This is a genomic window from Roseomonas acroporae (assembly GCF_023223525.1).
In the GTDB taxonomy this organism is placed as follows: Bacteria; Pseudomonadota; Alphaproteobacteria; order Acetobacterales; family Acetobacteraceae; genus Roseomonas_E; species Roseomonas_E acroporae.
Genome location: NZ_JALPRX010000014.1, coordinates 22,862 through 45,415 on the forward strand (window position 1 = coordinate 22,862; position 22,554 = coordinate 45,415).

Sequence of the window (22,554 nt, forward strand, 5' to 3'; positions counted from 1 at the left end):
CGGCCGGCAGCGCCGGCGCCGCCCACGCGTTGCGGACAGGTAAATTGACCCACCCTGCGCGTGCATTACCGTGCCGCGCAGGAAGCCGCCCCGCCGATGTTTCCACGGGGTCCAACCGGGAGAGACGCCCTTGCGCCTGATCGGCCCCGCCATGGCCCTTTCCACCCTGCTGCTCGCCGGCTGCGCCATGCCGGGCGGGCGGGCGGCGGAGAGCGACGTCGCCCGCTACGCCGAGGCCATGCAGGAGGCGGAGTCGGCGATCGACGCCACGCTCGGGCGGCTGGCCGGGTTCGAGCGCCGCGCCGACCACGAGGCCGAGGCCATCGCCTTCAGCGCCGGGCCGGCGTCGCGGCGGCGTGGCGCCGGCCCGGCCTCGGCCGCCCCGCGCGGCGGCGCGGCCGAGGCGACGCGGCAGCTCTTCGAGGTGAGCTTCGAGGCGCTGGCCGCCTATACCCAGAACCTCGCGGCGCTCGGCCGCGAGCCGGGCGCCGAGCCGGTGCCGGTGGACGCCGCCGCGCTGGGCGCCCGCGCCGCCGCCGCCCTGGCGGCCTACGAGACCGCCAGCGGCCGCGCCATCCCGGAGCCGGTGCGCGGCGCCGGGCTGGCCGCCATCCCGGCCGTCGCGGCGGCGCCCGCCGGCAATGTCGGCCCGCGGGCGCTGGCGGCGGAGCGGGACGGGCAGATCCAGGCGGTGGTGGCGCTGCTCAAGGCGGTGGTCGGCGAGCAGACGGGGCAGGGGCTGCGCGGCACGATCCGGGCGCGGCGCGACCAGGTGGCGGCGGACCGGACGGCGCTGCTGGAGTCGATCCGCAACGACCCGCGCGCCAGCCGCATGGACCGCTACCGCGCCTACGAGATGGTGGCGCAGGCGCGCAGCGAGGACCCCGAGCAGGGGGCGCTGCGCGAGGTGGCGGCGGTGCTCGACCGGATCGCGCAGGCCGATGACGGGCTGGCGCGCGGCGATGCCGGGCAGGTGGCGGCGAACACGGCGGCGCTGCAGCAGGCGGTGGAGCGGCTCTGGCAGGTGCAGCCGCGCCTGGAGCGGCCCGAGGAGGAGTAGGGCGCCGGGGCCCCGGGGGAGAAAGGGGCCGCCCGGGGCGGCCTGCGAGGGGCGCGGTCCTCGGGAAGCGGTCCCCGGGCCGGGGCGCGCCCGGGGCGCGTTCCCGGGGGCGTGCCCCCGGAGGGAAGGCGGCCGGCGGCCGGGCCGCGCGGGCCACGATTGAGGGTTGCCCGGCCCGTCGTTGCCACAACCGGCAGAACGGGGTTGCCCTCGGTGCCTCCGGGGCCGTATTCGCGGCCAGAGCCAAACCGGAGACACTTCATGAGCGTCATCGCCGACATCACCGCGCGCGAGGTCCTCGATTCCCGCGGCAACCCCACCGTCGAGGTGGACGTGGTGCTGGAGAGCGGGGCCGAGGGGCGGGCGGCGGTGCCCTCCGGGGCCTCGACGGGCGCGCACGAGGCGGTCGAGCTGCGCGACGGCGACAAGTCCCGCTACGGCGGCAAGGGCGTGCAGAAGGCGATCGCCAACGTGGAGGGCGAGATCTTCGACGCCCTCTCCGGCCTCGACGCCTTCGAGCAGGTCAAGCTCGACGAGGCGATGATCGAGCTGGACGGCACGCCGAACAAGGCGCGGCTCGGCGCCAACGCGATCCTGGCCGTCTCGCTCGCCACCGCCAAGGCGGCGGCGGCGGAGCTGGGGCTGCCGCTCTACCGCTACGTCGGCGGCGTGTTCGCGCGCACCCTGCCGGTGCCGATGATGAACATCATCAACGGCGGCAAGCACGCGGACAACCCGATCGACATCCAGGAATTCATGATCATGCCGGTGGATGCCGGCACCGAGGCCGACGCGGTGCGGGTCGGCGCCGAGGTGTTCGCGGCGCTGAAGAAGGCGCTGCACGATGCCGGGCACAACACCAACGTCGGCGACGAGGGCGGCTTCGCCCCGAACCTGAAGTCGGCCGACGAGGCGCTCTCCTTCATCGCCAAGGCCTGCGAGAAGGCCGGCTACAAGCCGGGCGAGGAGGTGATGTTCGCGCTCGACTGCGCCTCCACCGAGTTCTTCCACGACGGCAAGTACGCGATGGAGGGCGAGGGCAAGACGCTCGATGCCGGCGGCATGGTGGACTACCTCGCGGCGCTCTGCGCCAAGTGGCCGATCATCTCGATCGAGGATGGCTGCGCCGAGGACGACTGGGACGGGTGGAAGCTGCTGACGGACAAGCTGGGCAGGACCGTGCAGCTCGTGGGCGACGACCTGTTCGTGACCAACCCGGAGCGGCTGCGCCAGGGCATCAAGGCGGGCGTGGGCAACTCGATCCTGGTGAAGGTGAACCAGATCGGCACGCTGACCGAGACGCTGGAGGCGGTGGAGACGGCGCACCGCGCCGGCTACACGGCGGTGATGAGCCACCGCTCGGGCGAGACCGAGGACGCGACCATCGCCGACCTCGCCGTGGCGACCAATTGCGGGCAGATCAAGACCGGCTCGCTCAGCCGCTCGGACCGTCTGGCCAAGTACAACCAGCTGATCCGCATCGAGCAGGGCCTGGGCCCGGCCGCGCGCTACGCCGGGCGGGGCATCCTGCGCCGCTGAGCGGAGCGCCTGCCGCCCGCGCGGGCGGCAGTGGTGACGATCGGCGCCACGCTCGTGGCGGGGCTGCGCCGGCGGCCCGCGCGCGCAGGCGGCAGGCCGGGCAGTCCTCGGGCCGCCCGCGCCGGGGTGGGCGCGTCCGCCCGGCCCAGAGCGGATCGCCGGCGGGCGGACACGCCCGGCGGCGTGAATCCGCGCCGAGAACGACGAGCTACGGCGAAGCGCAGCCCCGACCGGACCGCGGTTCGCCGTAGCTGGCGACGCGCGGGTGACGCGGCGCGGCAACAGCGCGGCGCGCAATCGCGGGCGGGCCCGATCCCGCCTTGCCTGCCGCCCCGCCGCTGCCGCAGCCTGCCGCCGCGATGCCGTTTCCGGGGGGAGCACGGCCGCGCCGAACTGCCGGGGGAGTGGCTCGATGTCGCTGGGACGCGAATTGAAGCGGCGTGTGCGCGAGGCCGCGCTGCCGATGGTCTTCGTCGGACTGTCCTTCTATTTCGGCTGGCATGTCGTCCATGGCGACCGCGGGCTGATCGCCTACGAGCGCCGGATGGAGGAGATCCGCCAGGCCAGGGTGGAGCTTGCCCAGGCCGAGGCGGAGCGCGACGCGCTGGAGCGGCGGGTGAACGGTCTGCGCGCCAACCGGCTGGACCGCGACCAGCTCGACGAGCGGGCGCGGGCGCGGCTGAACCTAGTGGGCCACGACGACATCGTGATCCCCTACGAGGCGGGCCGGCGCCTCTACTGAGCGGCCGGCGGCGGGTCGGGCCGCCCGCGCCCTGCGACCCGCGCGCGCGGGGCGACACGGGCGACGGGGCAGGCGCCGGAGTCGCGGGCCGCCGGGCACCTGCCATGGGTCGGGGACGGGCTACAGCGAACCGCAGTCCGGTTGGGACTGCGGTTCGCTGTAGCCCGTTGTTCCCGGCGTGGATTCACGCCTCCGGGCGTAGCCGCCCTCCGGCGATCCGCTCCAGGCTTTCCTGACGGTGGCATGCAGCCTCCGCGCGGGCGCATCGCGCCGCTTTTCGTGCTGGTAAAGGAACGATTCGCGGAGGTTCCGAAGACGGGCCCGAGTCGGGCGACGTTTCGGTGCCAGGGCGGATAACCCGAATGTGGTTATTTCGTCTATTGCGTTGCAACATAAGGGTTTGGCGCCTCCACCCGCTTGCGCAACGCACGGCAGGTGCGTAAGTGCGCCCTCGGGACAGCGCATGGAGATGCCCGGATGGCGCAGGCGGCCGACACCACCCCGAAGCGCCGATCCCGCTCCGGCAGTCCCTCGGGCAGCCCCACCGGCAATCCGGGCAAGGAACCAGCCATGACGCGAGACCAGCTGCAGCAGGCCTACCGGGACATGCTCCTGATCCGCCGCTTCGAGGAGAAGGCCGGCCAGCTCTACGGCATGGGACTGATCGGCGGCTTCTGCCACCTCTACATCGGCCAGGAGGCGGTGGTGGTGGGCATGCAGGCCTGCCTGCAGCCGGGCGACCAGGTGATCACCTCCTACCGCGACCACGGGCACATGCTGGCCACCGGCATGGAGGCGCGCGGCGTGATGGCCGAGCTGACCGGGCGCGAGGGCGGGTACTCGCGCGGCAAGGGCGGCTCGATGCACATGTTCAGCCGCGAGAAGGGGTTCTACGGCGGGCACGGCATCGTCGGCGCCCAGGTCAGCCTCGGCACCGGCCTCGCCTTCGCCAACTGGTACCGCGAGAACCGGGGCGTCTCGCTCACCTACTTCGGCGAGGGCGCCTCGAACCAGGGGCAGGTCTACGAGAGCTTCAACCTCGCCGCGCTGATGAAGCTGCCGGTGGTCTACATCATCGAGAACAACAAGTACGGCATGGGCACGAGCGTGGAGCGCGCCTCGGCCTCGCACGACCTGTCGAAGAACGGCTCGCCCTGGGGCATCCCGGGGATGCAGGTGGACGGCATGGACGTCACCGCCGTGAAGGCGGCGGGCGAGGTCGCCGTGGCGCATTGCCGCGAGGGCAACGGCCCGTACCTGCTGGAGATGAAGACCTACCGCTACCGCGGCCACTCCATGTCCGACCCCGCGAAGTACCGCACGCGCGAGGAGGTGCAGAAGATGCGCGAGACGCACGACTGCATCGAGACCGCCCGCAAGGCGCTGCTGGCGCAGGGCGTCGCCGAGGCGGACCTCAAGAAGATCGACGACGAGGTGAAGGCGATCGTGGCCGAGGCGGCGGAATTCGCCCAGACCTCGCCCGAGCCCGACCCCAAGGAACTCTGGACCGACGTGCTGGTGGAGACCCGCTGAGATGGGCGTGCAGATCCTGATGCCGGCACTCAGCCCCACCATGACGGAGGGCAAGCTCTCGCGCTGGCTGAAGAATGAAGGCGACGAGGTGAAGTCCGGCGACGTGATCGCCGAGATCGAGACCGACAAGGCGACCATGGAGGTCGAGGCGGTCGACGAGGGCAGGCTGACGAGGATCCTGGTGCCCGAGGGCACCGAGGGCGTCTCCGTCAACAGCCCGATCGCCGAGCTCGACGGCGGCGGCGAGGTCTCGCAGCCCACCGCGCCGGGCAGCGACGGCGCCGCGCCGACGCATCCCGCGCCGCCCGCCGCCGGGCAGCCCGGCCGGACCGGGCAGGTCGCCAAGGAGGCCGAGGACCACGCGAAGGTGGCCGAGAAGGGCGCCGCCGGGCGGCCCGAGGCCGCGGCGCAGCCGAAGGCGCCGGCGCAGGAGCCCGAGAAGGACTGGGGCCCGACCCGCCCGATCACGGTGCGCGAGGCGCTGCGCGACGCCATGGCGGCCGAGATGCGCGCCGACAAGGACGTGTTCCTGATGGGCGAGGAGGTCGCCCAGTACCAGGGCGCCTACAAGATCAGCCAGGGGTTGCTCGACGAGTTCGGGCCGCGCCGGGTGATCGACACGCCGATCACCGAGCACGGCTTCACCGGCATGGCGGTGGGTGCCGCGCTGACCGGACTCAAGCCGATCGTCGAGTTCATGACCTTCAACTTCGCCATGCAGGCGATCGACCAGATCGTCAACTCGGCGGCCAAGACGCTCTACATGAGCGGCGGCCAGATGGGCTGCCCGATCGTCTTCCGCGGGCCGAACGGCGCCGCGGCGCGCGTGGCCGCCCAGCACAGCCAGTGCTATGCGAGCTGGTACGGCCACCTGCCGGGCCTGAAGGTGGTGGCGCCGTGGTCGGCGGCGGACGCGAAGGGGCTGCTGCGCGCCGCGATCCGCGACCCCAACCCGGTGATCGTGCTGGAGAACGAGATCCTCTACGGGCAGACCTTCGAGTGCCCGACCGACGAGGACTTCGTGCTGCCGATCGGCAAGGCCAAGGTGGAGCGCGAGGGCAGGGACGTCACCATCGTCGCCTTCTCGATCATGGTGGGCCTCGCGATGCAGGCGGCCGAGGCGCTGGCCAAGGAGGGCATCGAGGCCGAGGTGGTGAACCTGCGCACCATCCGCCCGATGGACACCGAGACCATCGCCCGCTCGGTGCAGAAGACCAACCGCCTCGTCACGGTCGAGGAGGGCTGGCCCTTCGCCGGCATCGGCGCCGAGGTCGCGATGCAGATCATGGAGACCGCCTTCGACCATCTCGACGCGCCGCCGGTGCGCGTGCACGGCGCCGACGTGCCGATGCCCTACGCCGCCAACCTGGAGAAGCTGGCCCTGCCGACCCTCGACCACGTGGTCGAGGCGGTGAAGACCGTGACCTACAAGTAGGCCGGGCGGGAAAGGGAAACGCGCAGATGGCGACCAACATCCTGATGCCGGCGCTGAGCCCCACCATGACGGAGGGGACGCTCGCCCGCTGGCTCAAGAAGGAAGGCGACACCGTCCGGTCCGGCGACGTGATCGCCGAGATCGAGACCGACAAGGCGACCATGGAGGTCGAGGCGGTCGACGAGGGCGTGCTCGGCAAGATCCTGGTGCCGGACGGCACCGAGGGCGTGAAGGTCAACGCGCCGATCGCCGTGCTGGTGGAGGCGGGCGAGGCCGTGCCGTCCGGCGCACCCTCCGGCCCCGCCGCCGCCAAGGCGCCGGCGCCGGGCGGCTCCGAGGCGCCCGAGCCCGGCCAGTCCGCCTCGGCCGCCGCGGCCGAGGCCGGGGTGGCGGCGTCCGGCGGCAAGGTGGCGGGGGCGGCGTCGCAGCCGGTCCAGGCGCCGAAGCCGGCTTCCCAGCCCGCCGCCGCCCCGGCACCGGCGGCGAACGGCCACGACAAGGGGGGCGAACGGGTCTTCGCCTCGCCGCTGGCGCGACGCATGGCGCAGCAGGCCGGCCTCGACCTCGGCGGCGTCGCGGGCAGCGGCCCGAACGGGCGGATCGTGAAGTCGGACATCGAGGCGGCGCTGTCGCGCGGCCCGGCGCCGGCGGCGCAGCCCGCGGCCGAGGCCCCGAAGCCGGCCGCCGCGCCGGCCCCGGCCCCGGCGCCCGCCCCGAAGGCGCTCGCGCCGGTCATCACGGCGCCGCACACGCCGATCCCGAACAGCTCGATGCGCAAGGTGATCGCGCGCCGGCTGGCCGAGGCGAAGTCCACCATCCCGCATTTCTACGTCGCGATGGACATCCAGCTCGACGCGCTGCTGAAGCTGCGCGCCGACCTGAACGCCCGAGCGCCGAAGGAGGGACCGGGCGCCTTCAAGCTCTCGGTGAACGACCTCATCATCAAGGCGGCGGCGGTGACGCTGCGGCGGATCCCGAAGGTCAACGCCTCCTGGAGCGACGAGGCGATCCTGCAGTACCAGGACGTGGACATCTCGGTCGCCGTCTCGATCCCGGACGGGCTCATCACCCCGATCGTGCGACGCGCCGACCAGAAGGGCCTGGCCGCGATCAGCAACGAGATGAAGGACCTCGGCGCCCGCGCCAAGGCCGGCAAGCTCAAGCCCGAGGAGTTCCAGGGCGGCGGCTTCTCCATCTCCAACATGGGCATGTACGGGGTGCGGGACTTCGCCGCGATCATCAACCCGCCGCAGGCCGGCATCCTGGCGGTCGGCGCGGGCGAGCAGCGGCCGGTGGTCAGGGACGGGGCGCTGGCGATCGCGACGGTGATGACCTGCACGCTCTCGGTTGACCACCGCGTGATCGACGGGGCGCTGGCGGCGGAATGGCTGGCCGCGTTCAAGGTGATCGTCGAGGATCCGCTCAGCCTGATGCTGTAGGGGATCAAGCCATGAGGGCCGAGCCGTGACGGAAGGGGCCGCCACCTTCACCCTGCGCGACGCGGCGCCGGCCGACGCGCCGGTCCTGCTGGCGCTGGTGCGCGAGCTGGCCGTGTTCGAGCGGCTGGCGCATCGCTGCGTCTCGGACGAGAAGGCGCTCGCCGCGGCGCTGGAGCGCAACCTGCTGCGGGCGATCATCGCCGAGCGGCGGGACGATGCCGGTCCGGTCCCGATCGGCATGGCGATCTGGCACGAGACCTTCAGCACCTTCTCCGGCCGGCACGGCTTCTGGCTGGAGGACCTGTTCGTGCTGCCGGACCAGCGGCGGCTCGGCGTCGGGCGGGCGCTGTTCGCGGAGCTGGCGCGCCGGGTGAAGGCGGAGGGCGGCACCGGGCTCGGCTGGCGCGTGCTGCGCTGGAACGAGCCGGGGCTGCGCTTCTACCGCGCCTGCGGCGGCGCGCCGAATGCCGAGTGGCAGGAGATGACGCTGACCGGCGCGGCGCTGGAGAAGCTGGCCGGGGGCTAGCGGCCCCGCCGGCCGGAGGATCGCCCGCGCCGCCGCGTGCGGCCGGGCCGATGCGTGCCGATGTGCAAGGAGACGGGCGGCCCGGCTGCCGCGCGGCGCACCGCCGCGCGCCCGGCGTCCCCCGTCCCTGTTGACCGCGCAACCTTTGACGGAGGGCCGGGCATGGCCGAGCAATCCTTCGACCTCATCATCCTCGGCGGCGGGCCGGGCGGCTACGTCGCGGCGATCCGCGCGTCGCAGCTCGGCATGAGGACCGCCGTGGTGGAGCGCGAGAACCTCGGCGGCATCTGCCTCAACTGGGGCTGCATCCCGACCAAGGCGCTGCTGCGTTCCTCCGAGATCAACCACCTGCTGCACACGCTGGACGCCTACGGCTTCGCCGCCGACAACATCCGCTTCGACGCGCAGAAGGTGGTCAAGCGCTCCCGCGCCGTGGCGAACCAGCTCTCCAACGGCGTCAAGCACCTGCTGAAGAAGAACAAGGTCACGGTGTTCGACGGGCAGGGGAAGCTGGCCGGGAAGGGGAAGGTCGCCGTCACCAAGGACGGCAAGCCGGTGGCGGACCTCGCCGCGAAGCACATCATCCTGGCGACCGGCGCGCGGGCGCGGGTGCTGCCGGGGATGGAGCCGGACGGCAGGCTGATCTGGACCTACCGCGAGGCGATGGTGCCGCCCGCCATGCCGAAATCGCTGATCGTGGTGGGGTCGGGCGCCATCGGCATCGAGTTCGCGAGCTTCTACCTCAACATGGGCGCCGCGGTGACCGTGATCGAGGTGATGGACCGCATCCTGCCGGTGGAGGATGCCGAGATCTCCGCCTTCGCGCGCAAGGCGCTGGAGAAGCAGGGGATGAAGATCGTCACCTCGGCCCGCATCCAGGGCACCAGGAAGGGTGCCGACAGCGTGACGGTGACGGTCGAGGCCGGCGGCAAGGTGCAGGACATCACCGCCGAGCGGCTGATCTCGGCGGTCGGCATCGTCGGCAACGTCGAGGATATCGGCCTGGAGGGGACGGCGGTGAAGGTCGACCGCACCCATGTGGTGATCGACGAGTACTGCCGCACCGGCGAGCCCGGCGTGTACGCGATCGGCGACCTGGCCGGGCCGCCCTGGCTGGCGCACAAGGCGAGCCACGAGGGCGTGCTCTGCGTCGAGGCGATCGCCGGGCTGCACGTGCACCCGATGGACGTGACCAACATCCCGGGCTGCACCTACTGCCGGCCGCAGGTCGCCTCGGTGGGGCTGACCGAGGCGAAGGCGAAGGAGCTGGGCCACGAGGTGAAGGTCGGGCGCTTCCCCTTCATCGGCAACGGCAAGGCCATCGCCATGGGCGAGCCGGAGGGGCTGGTGAAGACGGTGTTCGACGCGAAGACCGGCGAGCTGCTCGGCGCGCACATGGTCGGCGCCGAGGTGACGGAGATGATCCAGGGCTACACCATCGCCCGCACCCTGGAGAGCACCGAGGCGGAGCTGATGCACACCGTCTTCCCGCACCCCACCATCTCCGAGGCGATGCACGAGGCGGTGCTTGATGCCTATGGCCGGGTGATCCACATCTAGGGACCTGTACCCACCCCCACCCCCCCTTCGGGGGGCGTGCCCTGTCCGATGGGCCCTGTTCGATGGGCCGGGTCCGATGGGCCGGCGGGGGTGCCCCGCTGGCGGCGCCGGGCGCGGGGTGGCATAGACGGCTGCAATCAGGGCCGGCGTCCCGGTTCCGCGCGATGCGGCGCGGCGGGGCGCCGGTCCGGCAAACGGGACCGGGCCGGAATGGCTACTCGCATCCTGGTGGATCATCGCGTCGGCGGCGCGGCCGCCGCACCCAAGGCCGACGGCGCGGCTGCCGGCGGCGGCGAAGGCGTCGCGGCGGCTGGCGGCGGGCCGGCGGCGGCGCCGCGCGCCGCGGAGGGGGCGGCCGCGCTGCGCCACCCGGAGAAGGCGCGCCGGCCCGACAACCCGATCAAGCGCAAGCCGGACTGGATCCGCGTCAAGGCGCCGACCCACCCGATCTACCACGAGACGCGCAACCTGATGCGCGACAACCGCCTCGTCACGGTGTGCGAGGAGGCGGCCTGCCCGAACATCGGCGAGTGCTGGTCGCAGCGCCACGCCACCATGATGATCATGGGCGAGACCTGCACGCGCGCCTGCTCCTTCTGCAACGTCGCGACCGGGATGCCGAGGCCGCTGGACGCGGACGAGCCGAACCGGGTGGCGGACGCGGTGGCCAAGCTGGCGCTGCGGCACGTGGTGGTCACCTCGGTCGATCGCGACGACCTGCGCGACGGCGGCGCCGCGCATTTCGCGCACACCATCGCGGCGCTGCGCCGGGCGGCGCCGGAGACGACGATCGAGGTGCTGACGCCCGACTTCCTGCGCAAGGACGGCGCGCTGGAGGTGGTGGTGGCGGCGCGGCCGGACGTGTTCAACCACAACCTGGAGACGGTGCCGCGCCTCTATCCGACCATCCGGCCGGGGGCGCGCTACTACCACTCGCTGCGGCTGCTCGACCGGGTGAAGCAGCTCGATCCCTCGATCTTCACCAAGTCCGGCATGATGCTCGGGCTGGGCGAGGAGCGGATGGAGGTGATGCAGGTGATGGACGACCTGCGCTCGGCGGAGGTGGATTTCCTCACCCTCGGGCAGTACCTCCAGCCCACCGTGAAGCACGCGGCGGTGGACCGCTTCGTGACGCCGGACGAGTTCGCCGACCATGCCGGCATGGCGCGGGCCAAGGGTTTTCTTCTCGTTTCCGCGACGCCGCTGACCCGTTCCTCCTACCATGCCGACCGGGACTTCGCGGCGCTGCGGGCGGCGCGCGAGGCGGCGCTGGCGCGCAGGGCGGCCGGAAGGGCCGACGGGCCGGAGGCCGGGGGGGCGGCCAAAGCGGTGGAGACCGGGGCAGCGGAGAGTGGGGCATCAGGGGCCGGGGCAGCGGGGGCCGGGCCGGTGCCGCCCGCCGCCGCGCCGCAACCCGACGCCGCGACGACGCGTTCGCCCTGAACCATGCCGACCCATGCCGAAACCCGCTTCCTGCGCTACTCGCCGGAGCAGCTCTTCGACCTGGTGGCGGATGTGCGCCGCTACCCGGAATTCCTGCCCTGGTGCGTCGGCGCCCGCATCGTCAGCCGCACCGAGACGGAGCTGCTCGCCGACCTGACCATCGGCTTCAAGATCTTCCGCGAGACCTTCCGCAGCCGGGTGGCGCTGGACCGGCCGCACCACGTCCACGTGCAGTACGAGAACGGGCCCTTCCGCTACCTGAACAACCACTGGCGCTTCCTGCCGCGCGAGGGCGGCACGGAGGTGCAGTTCTTCGTCGACTTCGAGTTCCGCTCGCGCCTGCTGCAGGCGGCGATCGGCGTGGTGTTCAACGAGGCGGTGCGGCTGATGGTGCGCGCCTTCGAGCGGCGGGCGATGCAGCTCTACGGGCGCAACAACGGCGCCGCCGCGGCGGCGCCGGCCGGGTCGCCCGCCACCAGCGGCTGAGCGGCCCGCGTCGGCGGGGCCGGGCCGGCGCATCACGGCCTTGCGTTGGCCGACGGCGCGCCGGAGCCGGCAGGATGCGGCCATGGGATACGTCCTCTACGGCGACATCGGCTCCGGCTCCGCGACGGCGGAAATGGCGCTGGCCGAGATCGGCGCGCCGGTCGAACTGCGCGACGTGCCGCTCGCCGGCGAGGCGCAACTCGCGGCGGAATACCGCGCGCTGAACCCGATGGGGCGGGTGCCGACGCTGGTCCTGCCCGACGGCACGGTGGTGACGGAGTCGCTCGCCGTGCTGCTGACGCTTTGCGACCGGCATCCGGAGGCCGGGCTGCTGCCGCCGCCGGACGGTCCCTCGGGCGATCCGGGTCGGGCGAAGGCGCTGCGCTGGATGGCGCTGCTGGCCGGCGAGTTCTACCCGTGCGTGACCCGCTACGACTATCCGGAACGCTTCAGCGACGACCCCGCGCATGCGCCCTCGATCCGCGCGCGGGCGCTGGAGATGGGCCGCGCGGTGTGGCGCGTGGTGGAGGACAACGCGGCGCCCGATCCGTTCGTGCTGGGCACGCGATTCTCGGTGGCGGACATCTACGTCGCCGTGCTGTCGCAATGGACGCGGGGGCAGGCGACCAATCCGGTGGAGCATCCGCGCGTCTCGGCGCTGGTGCGGCGGGTGGCGGCGCGGCCGGCCATCGCGCCGGTCTGGGCGAAGCATTTCGGCGGGCGGGGGCTGGAGGGCTGAGCCGGGCGCGCCCGCCAGCCCGGGGTTGCGCGGGCGCGGCCGCGGGGGCATTGCGGGAGGCGCGTGCGGCGTGGCCTCCCCGCCTCGCGCATGCGCGCCGTGCGGCCGCCATCCGGGCGGCGGGCGCCCCGCACCGAAAGGCTTCGCCGCATGGTCCATGCCCCGAACCCGCCGCCGCCCGGCGCGCCGCCCGTGCGCATCAACCTCTATTCCGACACCCAGACGCGCCCGACGCGGGGCATGCGCGAGGCCATGGCGATGGCCGAGGTCGGCGACGAGCAGAACGGCGACGACCCGACGGTGAACCGGCTCCAGGACCGGATGGCGGCGCTGCTGGGCAAGGAGGCGGCGCTGTTCCTGCCCTCCGGCACCATGTGCAACGTCGCCGCCGTGCTGACGCATTGCCGGCCGGGCGACGAGATCCTCGGCCACGAGACCTGCCACATCCTGACCAGCGAGGGCGGCGCGCACGGCGCGCTGGCGGGGGTGCAGATCACGCCGCTGCGCGGCCCGCGCGGGCTGTTCGACGCGGAGGCGGTGCGTGCCGCGCTGCGCGTGAAGCGGCGCCACTCGCCGCCGCAGACCCTGCTGGAGGTGGAGCAGACCGCCAACATCGGCGGCGGCACGATCTGGCCGCTCGACCAGCTCAACGCGGTGGCCGACGTCGCGCACGAGGCGGGCATGGCGACGCACATGGACGGCGCGCGGCTGCTGAACGCGACGGTCGCCTCGGGCATCGACGCGGCCACCATGGCGGCGCGCTACGACAGCGTGTGGCTGGACTTCACCAAGGGGCTGGGCGCGCCGGTGGGCGCGGTGCTGGCGGGCTCGGCGGAATTCATCGACGCGGCCTGGCGCTGGAAGCAGCGGCTGGGCGGGGCGATGCGGCAGGCGGGGGTGATCGCGGCGGCGTGCCTGTACGCGCTGGACCATCACGTCGAGCGGCTGGCCGAGGACCACGCCAATGCCCGCCTGCTGGCCGAGGGGCTGGCGGCGATCCCGGGCGTCGCGGTGGAGCGGCCGGACACCAACCTGGTGTTCTTCGACCCGGCCGGGGCGGGGATGAGCGCCGCCGACCTCCAGTCGGCGCTGCGCCTGCGCGGCATCCTGGTGAGCGGCCTGGGCGGGCGGCTGCGCGCCTGCCTGCATCTCGACGTGTCGCGCGCCGAGGTGGAGGAGGCGCTGGGCGCGGCGCGCGAGGTGCTGGGCCGGGGCTGAGGAGCCAGGGCGGCCCCGGACATCACCGCAAGGCGGGGGTCGGGCCGCGGCCGCCGCGCGGGCGGACCCGACCCGTTGGCGGGCCGTGGGGGCCGGCCCGTGGGGGCCGGCCCGGTGTGCCGGCGTCGCCGGCCGCGCGGCACGCGTCGCGATGGATTACATTATTTTACTTCAGGCGGCCGGGCCGGTGTGGCGGCATGGCGGCCGGGCGAACGAGGGCCTGTCCGGGATGCGCCGCGCCATCATCCATGTCGGCATGTCGCGTACCGCCACCACCAGCCTGCAGGGCGCGCTGGCGGCGCACCGGTCCGGGCTGACGGAAGCGGGGATCCTCTATCCCGACCTCACGCCGCGCTCCGCCGCGGCGCCGCATCTCAGCCACCAGCATCTCGGCGAGGCGCTGGACGGGCGGCGGCCGGCGCGCGAGCGGACGGAGCTGCTGGACCTGCTGCGCGCCGCCCTGCGCGCCAGCCGGGCCGACACGCTGCTGCTCTCCTACGAGAAGCTGGCCGAGATCCCGCCCCGGCGCGGCGTGCCGGCGCTGCTGCGCGACGTGCTGGCGGAGGCGGGCTGCGCCATGGAGGTGCTGGTCACGGTCAAGCCGCAGGCCGAGCAGCTGAACTCGCTCTACACCCATGCGACGCAATTCCTGCGCGAGCGGCGCGGCTTCGCGGCCTGGCTCGCCGCGCGCGAGGGGGCGCGGGTGCTGGACTACGCCGCGTTGCTGGAGCCCTGGCACGCCGCCGCCGCCGGCCGGGTGCACGCGGTCGGGCTGCGCGACCCGGGTGCCGACACGCCGGCCGTGGCGCGCATGCTGGAGGCGGTCGGCCTGGGCGACCGGGTGCTGCCGCTGCTCACGCCGGCGGAGCTGCACCGTCGCAAGAACCGCAGCCCGGGGCCGGTGGCGGTGGCGGTGTCGCGCCGGCTGGCGGCCGGCGGGGGGCGGGTGGCGCTGGGCGACGCGGCGCGCGAGGCCACGCGCTTCGTCGCGCGCCGGGCGCGGGAGGCGGGGCTGGACGCGGTGCCGTTCCAGGGCGTCACGCCGGCGGCGCGGCGGCGCCTGTCGGAACGCTACGCCGGGAGCAATGCCCGCTTCGCGCGGATGGCGTGGCAGGGGGCGCCCTGGACGGAGCGGGTGGCGGAGGCGCCGGAGCGGCCGGTCAACGAGATTGCCGCCCAGGGGAAGGAGACGGGGAAGGAGACGGGGGAGGAGACGGGCGAGGCGGCGGTGGCGGCGCTGCTGGACGAGGTGTGCCGCGAGTTCGGCGTGGTGCTGCGGCCGGGGGTGCCGCCGGCCGCCTGGGAGGCGGCCTGGGCGCTGCGTTCGGCGGTGCGGCGCTGGTGGGGATGAGGCGGGCCCCGCGTTCCCGCGCCCGGCCTCAGCCCTCCCGCAGCATCGCCTCGACCAGCGATAGCGCCGCCGCCACCGTGGCGGCGCGCACCGCCGCGCGGTCGCCGGGCAAGACGTGGCGCTCCACCAAGGCGGTGCCGCCGCGCCGCGCCGCGCCGATGAAGACGAGACCGACCGGCTTGGTCTCCGTGGCGCCACCCGGCCCGGCGATGCCGGTGCAGCTCACCCCGATATCGGCGCCGCCGCGCCCGGCGGCGGATTCCGCCATGCGCCGCGCCACCGCCTCGCTCACCGCGCCGACCCCGGCCAGCACGCCGGGCGGGACGCCGAGCATCGAGACCTTGGCCTGGTTCGAGTAGGTCACGAAGCCGCCCACCACGCTGTCCGAGGAGCCGGGGATGGCGGTGAGCGCGGCGGCGATCAGGCCGCCCGTGCAGCTCTCGGCGGTGGCGATGGTCATGCCGCGTTCGCGCAGCAGTTCGAGCAGCGCGCGGGCCTGTTCCAGCGTCGTGTCGGGCAGCATCAGCGCAGCACTCCGAGATGGAAGAAGGCCGGCGGGTCCTGCGGCGGCAGGAGCAGGCCGTAGCCCAGCAGCAGGGCCCCGGCGATGGCGCCGGCGACGAGGTCGTCCAGGATCACGCCGGTGGCGCCGTGCAGCCGGTCCGCCCAGCCCACCGGGCCGGGCTTGGCGATGTCGAACAGCCGGAACAGCAGGAAGGCCAGCGCGATGCCGAAGCCCGTCGGGTGGGCGGGCAGGGCGGCGAGGGCGAGCATCTGGCCGGCCGCCTCGTCGATCACCACCCAGGCCGGGTCCGCGTCGGCGAGGTGGCTGCGCCGGAGCAGGGCGCGGACCACCCACCAGCCGACCGCCGCGAACAGGCCGGCGAGCAGCAGCCGCCACTCCACGGCGAGCAGGCCGAGCGGCAGCACCGCGAGGGAACCCCAGGTGCCCGGCGCGCGGCGGGCCATGCCGATGCCGCCGAGCGACGCCGCGAGGCGGAGCGGCGTCACGCCACGTCGTCCAGGAAGGCATCCAGGGCGCGGATCGATTCCGGCTCCGACAGCAGCGGCGCGTGGCCGATGCCGGGGAGCTGGACCAGGGTCATGTCGGGCCGCATCCGTCGCATCCGCGCCACCGTGTCGGCGGAGAGCAGGCGGCTCGCCTCGCCGTGCACCAGCAGCAGGGGCAGGTGGGCGAGGGCGCCGAAGCAGCCCCAGAGCACCGGCTCCAGCGCGGCGGCGCCGTCGCCGGTGACCTCGGCGATGCGCGTGTCCCAGCGCGGGTGCCAGCGCCCGTCCGGCCCGAGGGCGTAGGTGAGCCCGGCCATGCGGCGCCAGCCGGCGGCGTCGGCGATGCCGAGGGGCGGCAGGCGCTCGCGCAGGAATTCGGCCGCCGCCTCCAGGCTGATCGCGGCCGGGTCGTGGCCGACGAAGTCCCGCACGGAATCGCGCCCCTGCGGCTCGATGCGCGGCCCGATGTCGTTCAGCGCCACGGCGGCGAGCAGGCGCGGCCGGAAGGCGGCGAGCACCATGGCGAGGATGCCGCCGAAGCTGGTGCCGACCAGCGCGACCCGCGCGAGGCCGAGCGCCGCCGTCGCGTCCAGCACGTCGCGCAGCGCCTGCTCGGGGCTGTAGCGGGCGAGGCTGTCGGCACGGGCGGAATCGCCGTGGCCGGCATAGTCGAGCGCGACGACCCGGCGCCGGCCGGCATGCCGCGCGGCGAGGGGCTCGTAGTCGTGCGCGGTGCGGCAGAGGCCGGGCAGGCAGAGGATCGGCGTGCGGGTTCCCGCGGGCGGGCCCTCCCAGTCCAGCGCGGCCAGGCGCAGCCCGTCCCGGGCGGCGAAGGAGACGGCGCGCGGCGCCGGGGGGCGGCTACGGGGAGAGCCGGCCAGAGAGCTGGCGGGGGGGCTGGCAAGAGGGGCGGGGGGCGCGGCCGGCGGGGTGCGCGGGGTCGGGACGGGTCGCGGAACAGGCGCCGCGTCGGCGGGGGGGGGCATCAGCGGCCGGCCGGCAGGTAGCGGGCGAGGGGATGGGCCGGGGGAGGAGTCGGGGAGGTCTGTGGGGAGTCCGGGGCGGCCGGGCCGGGGTCGCGCGTGCGGTAGACCACGACGTTCTCCACCACGCGCTGGACGTAGTTGCGCGTCTCGCCGAAGGGGATCTGCTCGATCCAGTCGATCATGTCGACGGTGACGTCGGCGGCGGGCGGGGCGGGCATGGCGTCGGTCCCGGCCGGGGCGGCCATCGGCGACGCGACCGGTGCCGTCCCCGGCGTCGCCCCGGGAGTGGCGCCCGGTGTCGTCCCCGACGCCGCGCCCGACGCCGCTCCCGATGCCGCTCCGGCCGGGACCGCTGCGGGCCCGGGAGGGACGCCCGGGGACGGGACGGGGTCGGCCGAGGCCACCATGAGGCCGCTGCCGCGCGGGTCGCCGTAGGTGAGCAGCCATTCGTCCACCCGGCGCGGGCCGGCATTGTAGGCGGCGACGGCGAGCGGCAGGGCGCCGGCGAAGCGGGCGAGCATCTGGTCGAGATAGGCGGCGCCGAGGCGCATGTTGTGCGCGGGGTCGGCGGTCAGCATCGCCGTGCGGTGCGGCAGGCCGAGCTGGCGCGCGACCTCCTGCGCGGTGGTGGGGAGAAGCTGCATCAGGCCGCGCGCGTTGGAGGAGGAGACGGCCTCGGGGTCGAAATTGCTCTCCTGGCGGGTGATGCCGAGGATCAGCGCCGGCTCGGGCGAGGCGACCGGCAGCGGGAAGGGGGCGGGCCAGCCTTCCTCGGGCAGCACCAGCCCGGCGATCGCGGCGCGGCGCGACACCCAGACCGCATGGTCGGGCCGGCCGGTCGCGAGGGCGAGCCGCGCGGGCAGGCGCTTCTCGGCCGGGGTGGCGGCCAGCGCCTCCAGGCGCAGGAGGAAGGGCCGGGCGCGGGCGGCGGCGCCGAGATCGGCGAGGGTGCGGACGGCGCGGGCCAGCTCTCCCTCCTCGAACCGCTCGGCCTGGGCGGCGGTGGGTTCGGGGGCGACGACGGCGCGGATCCGGGCGGCGAGCTGCGCGGGCGTCTCGCGCAGCGCCAGCGAGGCGAGCTGTCCGTAGTAGGTGAGGGGGTAGCCGGCGGCCTCGCTCCAGGCGGCCCGGGCGCCTTCGGAGTCGAGCATCGCGGCGGCGGCGCGGCCGCGCCAGTAGGCGGCGCGGGCGCGGGTGATGGCGGACTGGCTGCCCTCGGCGATGGCGGCGAAGTGGCGGAGGGCGCGGGCCGGGTCGTTGAGGCGGCGCAGCGCGATGAAGCCGGCCAGGAACTCGGCCTCCTGGCGGTCCGCGCCCGGCTCGGCGATGCCGTGGCCGGCGGCGACCGCGCAGGCGAGGCCGGGCTCCCCCTTGCGCAGCAGCTTGCGGGCGAGGACCTGCCGCTCCGCCCAGAAGAGGCGGCCGCGCTCGCCGGCCGGGGCGGGGCCGGCCCGGTGCCAGAGGGCGGCGGCGGCCTGGTCCTGCTCGGCGCGGCGCAGGGCGCGGGCCAGCTCGTAGAGCAGGCCGGGATCGGGCGAGGCCGGCAGCCGGGCGACGACCGGCGCGGGGTCCGCGCGACCGGCGGCGAGGGCGAGGCGCAGCTCGGCGACGGGGCGGCGCGCCGGGTCGAGCCGGGCGGCCTGCCGGGTGGCGGCGGCGGCGTCGCGGCCGAAGGCGAGGCGATCGAAGCGTTGCCACTCGTCCTCGGGGGTGAGGAGGGCGGCGTTGCGGGCGGCGAAATTGGCCTCGGACGCGGCGTCCGCGGCGGCATCCGTCCAGGCGGCGCGGAGCACGGGGGCCACGACGGATTCGTCGCGGCCGGCGCGGCGCAGCGCGTCGGCGTAGCGCTGGGCGCCGTCCAGGGTGCGCGGCGCGTGCGTCGCGTACCAGTGCAGCACGGCGGAATCGTCGGGATCGGCCATGGCGGCCGCCTCGGCGCGCAGGGCGAGGGCGTCGGCCAGCGGCCAGTCGGGGTTGGCGGCGGCGAAGGCGTTGAACTGCGCCAGCGGCGGTACGGGCGTGGCGGCGCGGGCGAGCAGGCGCTGCCAGGTGACGAGCTTGCGCACCAGCGGGTCGGCGGCGAGGGCGACGCTGTCCGCCTCGATCCAGCGGCCGGCGGCGGCGGCGGCGAGGGCCTGGCGGCCGGCGAGGCGCTCGCTCTCCGAGGCCCAGGGCTGGGCGGCGGCGGGGCCGGGGAGGCCGGACAGGAGGAGAAGCGACAGGAGCGCGGCCGGTGCCGCCCGACGTGCCGGGCCGGGGCGTGGTCCGTGACCTCCTGCGATGCGGCGCATGCGTTGCTCCCCGGTGGACCGGTCCCCGTCGCCGCGGGGCTACCGCGCCGGCCGTCCCCGTCCGGTTACCGGAGGGGCGGCCCCCGGCGCAAGCCACGGCCGGGGCGCGCGGCGCTCGGCACGAGGGATGTGGGGCGGCGCATGGCCGGTTCGAGGGGCGGCCCGGCGGGCGGGCATTCCTGCCCGCGAGGGGGGAGCGATGCCAGGCCCGTCGCCGGGCGGCATCGGACGACGCGGCCGGGAATGGCCGGGACGGCCCGGGCGCGACCCGAGCGCCGCGCCGGTCAGCCTCCCGCTTTCGCGCGCCGGGGCGGGACGCTCGGCGGTTCCGGTCGGGGGCGATCTGCACTAGCCTGCGCGGCCTTGCCTGCCGCCGCGCCCGCCATCGGGCCGCCGCCGGTCCTGCCTCGGGGAGACGCCTTCCATGTTCAAGGGTTCGCTGGTCGCACTCATCACGCCGATGACGGCCGATGGCGCGGTCGACGAGAAGGCGTTCGGCGAGCTGGTGGAGTGGCAGATCGCCGAGGGCACGCAGGGGCTGGTGCCGGTCGGCACCACGGGCGAATCCCCGACCCTGAGCCATGCCGAGCACGACCGGGTGGTGGCGCTCTGCATCGAGGCGGCGGCGGGGCGCGTGCCGGTGATCGCGGGCGCGGGCTCGAACTCGACCGCCGAGGCGGTGCGGCTGGCGCGCCACGCCAAGGAGAGCGGCGCCGACGCGGTGCTGGTGGTGACGCCCTACTACAACAAGCCGACCCAGGAGGGGCTCTACCTCCACTACCGGACCATCGCCGACAGCGTCGACATCCCGATCGTCATCTACAACATCCCGCCGCGCAGCGTGATCGACATGTCGGTGGAGACGATGGCGCGGCTGGCGCGGCACCCGAACATCGTCGGCGTGAAGGACGCGACGGCGAACCTCGCCCGGCCGCTGCACACGCGCGCCGCCTGCGGCGAGGGTTTCTGCCAGCTCTCGGGCGAGGACCACACGGCGCTGGCCTATCTCGCCGCCGGCGGGCATGGCTGCATCAGCGTCACCGCCAACGTGGCGCCGCGACTCTGCGCCGAGATGCATGCCGCCTGGGCCGACGGGCGCGTGGCCGAGGCGATCCGTCTGCAGGACCGGCTGCTGCCGCTGCACGACGCGATGTTCTGCGAGACCTCGCCGGGGCCGGTGAAGTACGCCGCCTCGCTGCTCGGCCGGACCAGCGACCATTGCCGGCTGCCGCTGGCGCCGGTCTCGGAGGGGAACCGGGCGCGGGTGCGCGAGGCGATGGTCGGGTTGGGGCTGCTGAACTGAGCCTGGGCCGCGCGGCCCAGGCTGAACGGATGCCGCGCGCCGCCCGGCGGGCCGGGGCGGGACCGGGAGTCCGGCCCGTGCCGGCCGGGGCCCGCGCGGGCTGGACGAGACCGGGACGACATGGCTGAACCACGCAAGAAGGGGCTGATCTCGCACGGGATCGCCTCGCAGAACCGCAAGGCGCGGCACGACTACTTCATCAACGAGACGGTGGAGGCCGGGCTCGTGCTGATGGGGCCGGAGGTCAAGAGCCTGCGCGCCGGCCGCGCCACGCTGACCGAGGCCTGGGCGGGCGAGCGCGACGGCGAGATGTGGCTGTTCAACGCCTACATCCCCGAATGGCAGGCGGGCAGCTACATGGCCCGCTTCGAGCCGCGCCGGCCGCGCAAGCTGCTGCTGCACGACCGGCAGATCGCCACCCTGACCGGCGCCGTGACGCGCGAGGGCGCGACGCTGGTGCCGCTCGACATCCACTTCAACGAGAAGGGCCGCGCCAAGGTCCTGCTCGGGCTGGCCGAGGGCAAGCAGAAGCACGACAAGCGCGCCGCCATCGCCGCGCGCGACTGGCAGCGCGACAAGGCGCGGCTGATGCGGGACAAGGGGTAGCGGCACGCCGCTGGCCGCCCCGCCGTTCGCCGCCCGCCATCCGGCGCTGGTGGCGGCGCCCTCTCCGGGACTTAACTTGCGCAACCCCCGGCGCTCTGTCTCGCTCTGCCCGCTGCCGCCGGTTGCGGCGCGGGGGGGACGTGCCCATGGATCGGAACGGAATCCCGGCGTCGCCGCAGCGCGACGGGCGCGTGGACCTGGTGCGCGGCTTCGCCCTGCTGTGCATCTTCGTGGACCACGTGCCGGGCAACCGGCTGGGCGACTTCACGCTGCGGAATTTCGCCTTCTCGGACGCGGCCGAGCTGTTCGTGCTGCTCGCCGGCTACTCCGCCATGCTCGCCTACGGGCGCAGCTTCGCGCGGGACGGCATCGCGGGCGGGCTGCGGCGGGTGGCGCTGCGCTGCCTGCAGCTCTACGCCTTCCAGGCCGGGCTGCTGCTCTGGACCATGCTGATCGTCATGGTCTGGGCCGACCATTACGGGCTGGAGCCGCTCTCGATCGGGCCGCTGCTCGATCCGGCGGGGGTGGCGCGCGGGCTGATGCTGCGGGCGCTGCCGGCCTCGCTCGACATCCTGCCGCTCTACATCGTGCTGCTCGCCGCCTTCCCGGTGCTCTATCTCGGGCTGCGGCACAGCCGGGCGGGGCTGCTCGCGGCCTCGCTGCTGCTCTGGTGGGCGGCGGGGCGCTGGCAGATCAACCTGCCCAACGTCGTCGATCCGGACGCGCCGGAGATCTGGTTCCTCAACCCGCTCACCTGGCAGCTCGTCTTCGTCGCCGGGATGCTGCTGGCCGACCGGATGGCGCGCCATGGCGGGGCGCTGCCGCGCCCGCGGCCGCTGGCCTGGCTCGCCTGGGCCTTCCTGGCGCTGGGGCTGGTGACGATGGCGCCGTGGCAGGCCTGGGGCCTGTCCTCCTGGCGGCCGCTGCCCGACCCCGACCTCGCGGGCGCGGCCAAGACCTGGGTGCCGCCGCTGCGGCTGCTGAGCGTGCTGGCGATGAGCTACCTGGCGCTGACCTCGGTGCGGCTGCGCGCCGCGGCGGCGCATCCGCTGCTGCGGCCGGTGCTGGTCTGCGGCCGCCACTCCCTGGCGGTGTTCGCGGCGGGCACGCTGCTGTCGCTGCTCGGGCGGCTGGCCTTCCGCACCGTCGGCACCGGGACCGGGATGCAGCTTCTGGTGAACGGGCTCGGCCTGCTGGCGATGGTGGGGCTGGCGCTGTGGCGCGATTCGCGCGTGCCGGCGCGGCGGCCGGCCGGGGCGGCGGCGCACCTCAAGACAATATGAAGG

At 74.7% G+C, this 22,554-nt stretch carries 19 protein-coding genes and 1 pseudogene; 16 read left to right on the forward strand and 4 right to left on the reverse strand.

What is annotated here, in order from left to right; translation table 11 throughout:
* Positions 1 to 130: 130 nt before the first annotated feature.
* From M0638_RS04010 to M0638_RS04070, 13 genes and pseudogenes are all read left to right on the forward strand, one after another.
* Entirely contained in the window at positions 131 to 1,060 is a 930-nt protein-coding gene (locus tag M0638_RS04010) for a hypothetical protein (protein ID WP_248665670.1), read from the forward strand.
* Positions 1,061 to 1,321: 261 nt separating this feature from the next.
* The gene (eno, locus tag M0638_RS04015; protein ID WP_248665671.1) at positions 1,322 to 2,599 is read left to right on the forward strand and encodes a phosphopyruvate hydratase; all 1,278 of its coding nucleotides are present in this window, start codon (positions 1,322 to 1,324) and stop codon (positions 2,597 to 2,599) included.
* Positions 2,600 to 3,011: 412 nt separating this feature from the next.
* Positions 3,012 to 3,341 carry an FtsB family cell division protein gene (locus M0638_RS04020; protein WP_248665672.1) on the forward strand — a complete coding sequence of 110 codons (330 nt, stop codon included), beginning with the start codon at positions 3,012 to 3,014 and terminating at the stop codon, positions 3,339 to 3,341.
* Between the two features lie 570 nt (positions 3,342 to 3,911).
* Positions 3,912 to 4,874 carry a pyruvate dehydrogenase (acetyl-transferring) E1 component subunit alpha gene (gene pdhA / locus M0638_RS04025; protein ID WP_248665673.1) on the forward strand — a complete coding sequence of 321 codons (963 nt, stop codon included), beginning with the start codon at positions 3,912 to 3,914 and terminating at the stop codon, positions 4,872 to 4,874.
* A 1-nt stretch (position 4,875) separates the two neighbouring features.
* Positions 4,876 to 6,309: a pyruvate dehydrogenase complex E1 component subunit beta gene (locus M0638_RS04030; RefSeq protein ID WP_248665674.1), complete on the forward strand. Its 1,434-nt coding sequence runs from the start codon at positions 4,876 to 4,878 to the stop codon at positions 6,307 to 6,309.
* Between the two features lie 26 nt (positions 6,310 to 6,335).
* Positions 6,336 to 7,748: a pyruvate dehydrogenase complex dihydrolipoamide acetyltransferase gene (locus tag M0638_RS04035; RefSeq protein ID WP_248665675.1), complete on the forward strand. Its 1,413-nt coding sequence runs from the start codon at positions 6,336 to 6,338 to the stop codon at positions 7,746 to 7,748.
* Between the two features lie 25 nt (positions 7,749 to 7,773).
* Entirely contained in the window at positions 7,774 to 8,274 is a 501-nt protein-coding gene (locus M0638_RS04040) for a GNAT family N-acetyltransferase (protein WP_248665676.1), read from the forward strand.
* A 162-nt stretch (positions 8,275 to 8,436) separates the two neighbouring features.
* Positions 8,437 to 9,834 (forward strand): dihydrolipoyl dehydrogenase, encoded by a 1,398-nt coding sequence (lpdA, locus tag M0638_RS04045; RefSeq protein WP_248665677.1) that lies wholly within the window; start codon positions 8,437 to 8,439, stop codon positions 9,832 to 9,834.
* A gap of 210 nt (positions 9,835 to 10,044) precedes the next feature.
* Positions 10,045 to 11,106 (forward strand): annotated as a pseudogene (gene lipA, locus M0638_RS04050) (lipoyl synthase); the annotation flags it as partial.
* 174 nt (positions 11,107 to 11,280) lie between these two features.
* Positions 11,281 to 11,763, forward strand: a complete 483-nt coding sequence (locus tag M0638_RS04055; protein WP_248665678.1) for a type II toxin-antitoxin system RatA family toxin — start codon at positions 11,281 to 11,283, stop codon at positions 11,761 to 11,763.
* 82 nt (positions 11,764 to 11,845) lie between these two features.
* Positions 11,846 to 12,502: a glutathione S-transferase family protein gene (locus tag M0638_RS04060; protein ID WP_248665679.1), complete on the forward strand. Its 657-nt coding sequence runs from the start codon at positions 11,846 to 11,848 to the stop codon at positions 12,500 to 12,502.
* A 150-nt stretch (positions 12,503 to 12,652) separates the two neighbouring features.
* Positions 12,653 to 13,720 (forward strand): threonine aldolase family protein, encoded by a 1,068-nt coding sequence (locus tag M0638_RS04065; RefSeq protein ID WP_248665680.1) that lies wholly within the window; start codon positions 12,653 to 12,655, stop codon positions 13,718 to 13,720.
* Between the two features lie 151 nt (positions 13,721 to 13,871).
* A complete protein-coding gene (locus M0638_RS04070) occupies positions 13,872 to 15,071 on the forward strand; it encodes a hypothetical protein (RefSeq protein ID WP_248665681.1) in 1,200 nt (399 codons plus the stop codon).
* 28 nt (positions 15,072 to 15,099) lie between these two features.
* Here the strand turns inward: M0638_RS04070 and M0638_RS04075 are convergent, their stop codons facing one another.
* Genes M0638_RS04075 through M0638_RS04090 form a run of 4 tightly spaced genes read right to left on the reverse strand, consistent with a single transcriptional unit; the run spans position 15,100 to position 19,359 of the window.
* Positions 15,100 to 15,594, reverse strand: coding sequence for a CinA family protein (locus tag M0638_RS04075; RefSeq protein WP_248665682.1), 495 nt, complete (start codon positions 15,592 to 15,594; stop codon positions 15,100 to 15,102).
* Positions 15,594 to 16,082 (reverse strand): phosphatidylglycerophosphatase A family protein, encoded by a 489-nt coding sequence (locus M0638_RS04080; RefSeq protein WP_248665683.1) that lies wholly within the window; start codon positions 16,080 to 16,082, stop codon positions 15,594 to 15,596. The genes M0638_RS04075 and M0638_RS04080 overlap by 1 nt, the downstream gene beginning before the upstream one ends.
* Positions 16,079 to 17,068, reverse strand: coding sequence for an alpha/beta fold hydrolase (locus tag M0638_RS04085; protein ID WP_248665684.1), 990 nt, complete (start codon positions 17,066 to 17,068; stop codon positions 16,079 to 16,081). The genes M0638_RS04080 and M0638_RS04085 overlap by 4 nt, the downstream gene beginning before the upstream one ends.
* Positions 17,068 to 19,359, reverse strand: a complete 2,292-nt coding sequence (locus M0638_RS04090) for a lytic transglycosylase domain-containing protein (RefSeq protein ID WP_248665685.1) — start codon at positions 19,357 to 19,359, stop codon at positions 17,068 to 17,070. The genes M0638_RS04085 and M0638_RS04090 overlap by 1 nt, the downstream gene beginning before the upstream one ends.
* Positions 19,360 to 19,783: 424 nt before the next feature.
* Here M0638_RS04090 and dapA point away from each other — a divergent pair, with 424 nt between their 5' ends.
* The 3 genes from dapA (at position 19,784) to M0638_RS04105 (ending at position 22,551) form a co-directional block, all read left to right on the forward strand.
* Complete coding sequence (dapA, locus tag M0638_RS04095) at positions 19,784 to 20,662, forward strand: 4-hydroxy-tetrahydrodipicolinate synthase (RefSeq protein ID WP_248665686.1); 879 nt, start codon at positions 19,784 to 19,786, stop codon at positions 20,660 to 20,662.
* Between the two features lie 120 nt (positions 20,663 to 20,782).
* Positions 20,783 to 21,268, forward strand: coding sequence for an SsrA-binding protein SmpB (smpB, locus tag M0638_RS04100; protein ID WP_248665687.1), 486 nt, complete (start codon positions 20,783 to 20,785; stop codon positions 21,266 to 21,268).
* Positions 21,269 to 21,414: 146 nt separating this feature from the next.
* A complete protein-coding gene (locus tag M0638_RS04105) occupies positions 21,415 to 22,551 on the forward strand; it encodes an OpgC family protein (RefSeq protein WP_248665688.1) in 1,137 nt (378 codons plus the stop codon).
* The last annotated feature ends 3 nt before the right edge of the window (positions 22,552 to 22,554 follow it).

What these genes read in the sequence shown, in the direction of transcription:
- eno (WP_248665671.1), top strand. Translation starts at nt 1,322, where the DNA reads ATGAGCGTCATCGCCGACATCACCGCGCGCGAGGTCCTCGATTCCCGC.
- M0638_RS04075 (WP_248665682.1), bottom strand. Translation starts at nt 15,594, where the DNA reads ATGCTGCCCGACACGACGCTGGAACAGGCCCGCGCGCTGCTCGAACTG.
- M0638_RS04060 (WP_248665679.1), top strand. Translation starts at nt 11,846, where the DNA reads ATGGGATACGTCCTCTACGGCGACATCGGCTCCGGCTCCGCGACGGCG.
- lpdA (WP_248665677.1), top strand. Translation starts at nt 8,437, where the DNA reads ATGGCCGAGCAATCCTTCGACCTCATCATCCTCGGCGGCGGGCCGGGC.
- M0638_RS04030 (WP_248665674.1), top strand. Translation starts at nt 4,876, where the DNA reads ATGGGCGTGCAGATCCTGATGCCGGCACTCAGCCCCACCATGACGGAG.
- M0638_RS04065 (WP_248665680.1), top strand. Translation starts at nt 12,653, where the DNA reads ATGGTCCATGCCCCGAACCCGCCGCCGCCCGGCGCGCCGCCCGTGCGC.
- M0638_RS04090 (WP_248665685.1), bottom strand. Translation starts at nt 19,359, where the DNA reads ATGCGCCGCATCGCAGGAGGTCACGGACCACGCCCCGGCCCGGCACGT.
- dapA (WP_248665686.1), top strand. Translation starts at nt 19,784, where the DNA reads ATGTTCAAGGGTTCGCTGGTCGCACTCATCACGCCGATGACGGCCGAT.
- M0638_RS04105 (WP_248665688.1), top strand. Translation starts at nt 21,415, where the DNA reads ATGGATCGGAACGGAATCCCGGCGTCGCCGCAGCGCGACGGGCGCGTG.
- M0638_RS04070 (WP_248665681.1), top strand. Translation starts at nt 13,872, where the DNA reads ATGGATTACATTATTTTACTTCAGGCGGCCGGGCCGGTGTGGCGGCAT.
- pdhA (WP_248665673.1), top strand. Translation starts at nt 3,912, where the DNA reads ATGACGCGAGACCAGCTGCAGCAGGCCTACCGGGACATGCTCCTGATC.
- smpB (WP_248665687.1), top strand. Translation starts at nt 20,783, where the DNA reads ATGGCTGAACCACGCAAGAAGGGGCTGATCTCGCACGGGATCGCCTCG.
- M0638_RS04085 (WP_248665684.1), bottom strand. Translation starts at nt 17,068, where the DNA reads ATGCCCCCCCCCGCCGACGCGGCGCCTGTTCCGCGACCCGTCCCGACC.
- M0638_RS04035 (WP_248665675.1), top strand. Translation starts at nt 6,336, where the DNA reads ATGGCGACCAACATCCTGATGCCGGCGCTGAGCCCCACCATGACGGAG.
- M0638_RS04020 (WP_248665672.1), top strand. Translation starts at nt 3,012, where the DNA reads ATGTCGCTGGGACGCGAATTGAAGCGGCGTGTGCGCGAGGCCGCGCTG.
- M0638_RS04055 (WP_248665678.1), top strand. Translation starts at nt 11,281, where the DNA reads ATGCCGACCCATGCCGAAACCCGCTTCCTGCGCTACTCGCCGGAGCAG.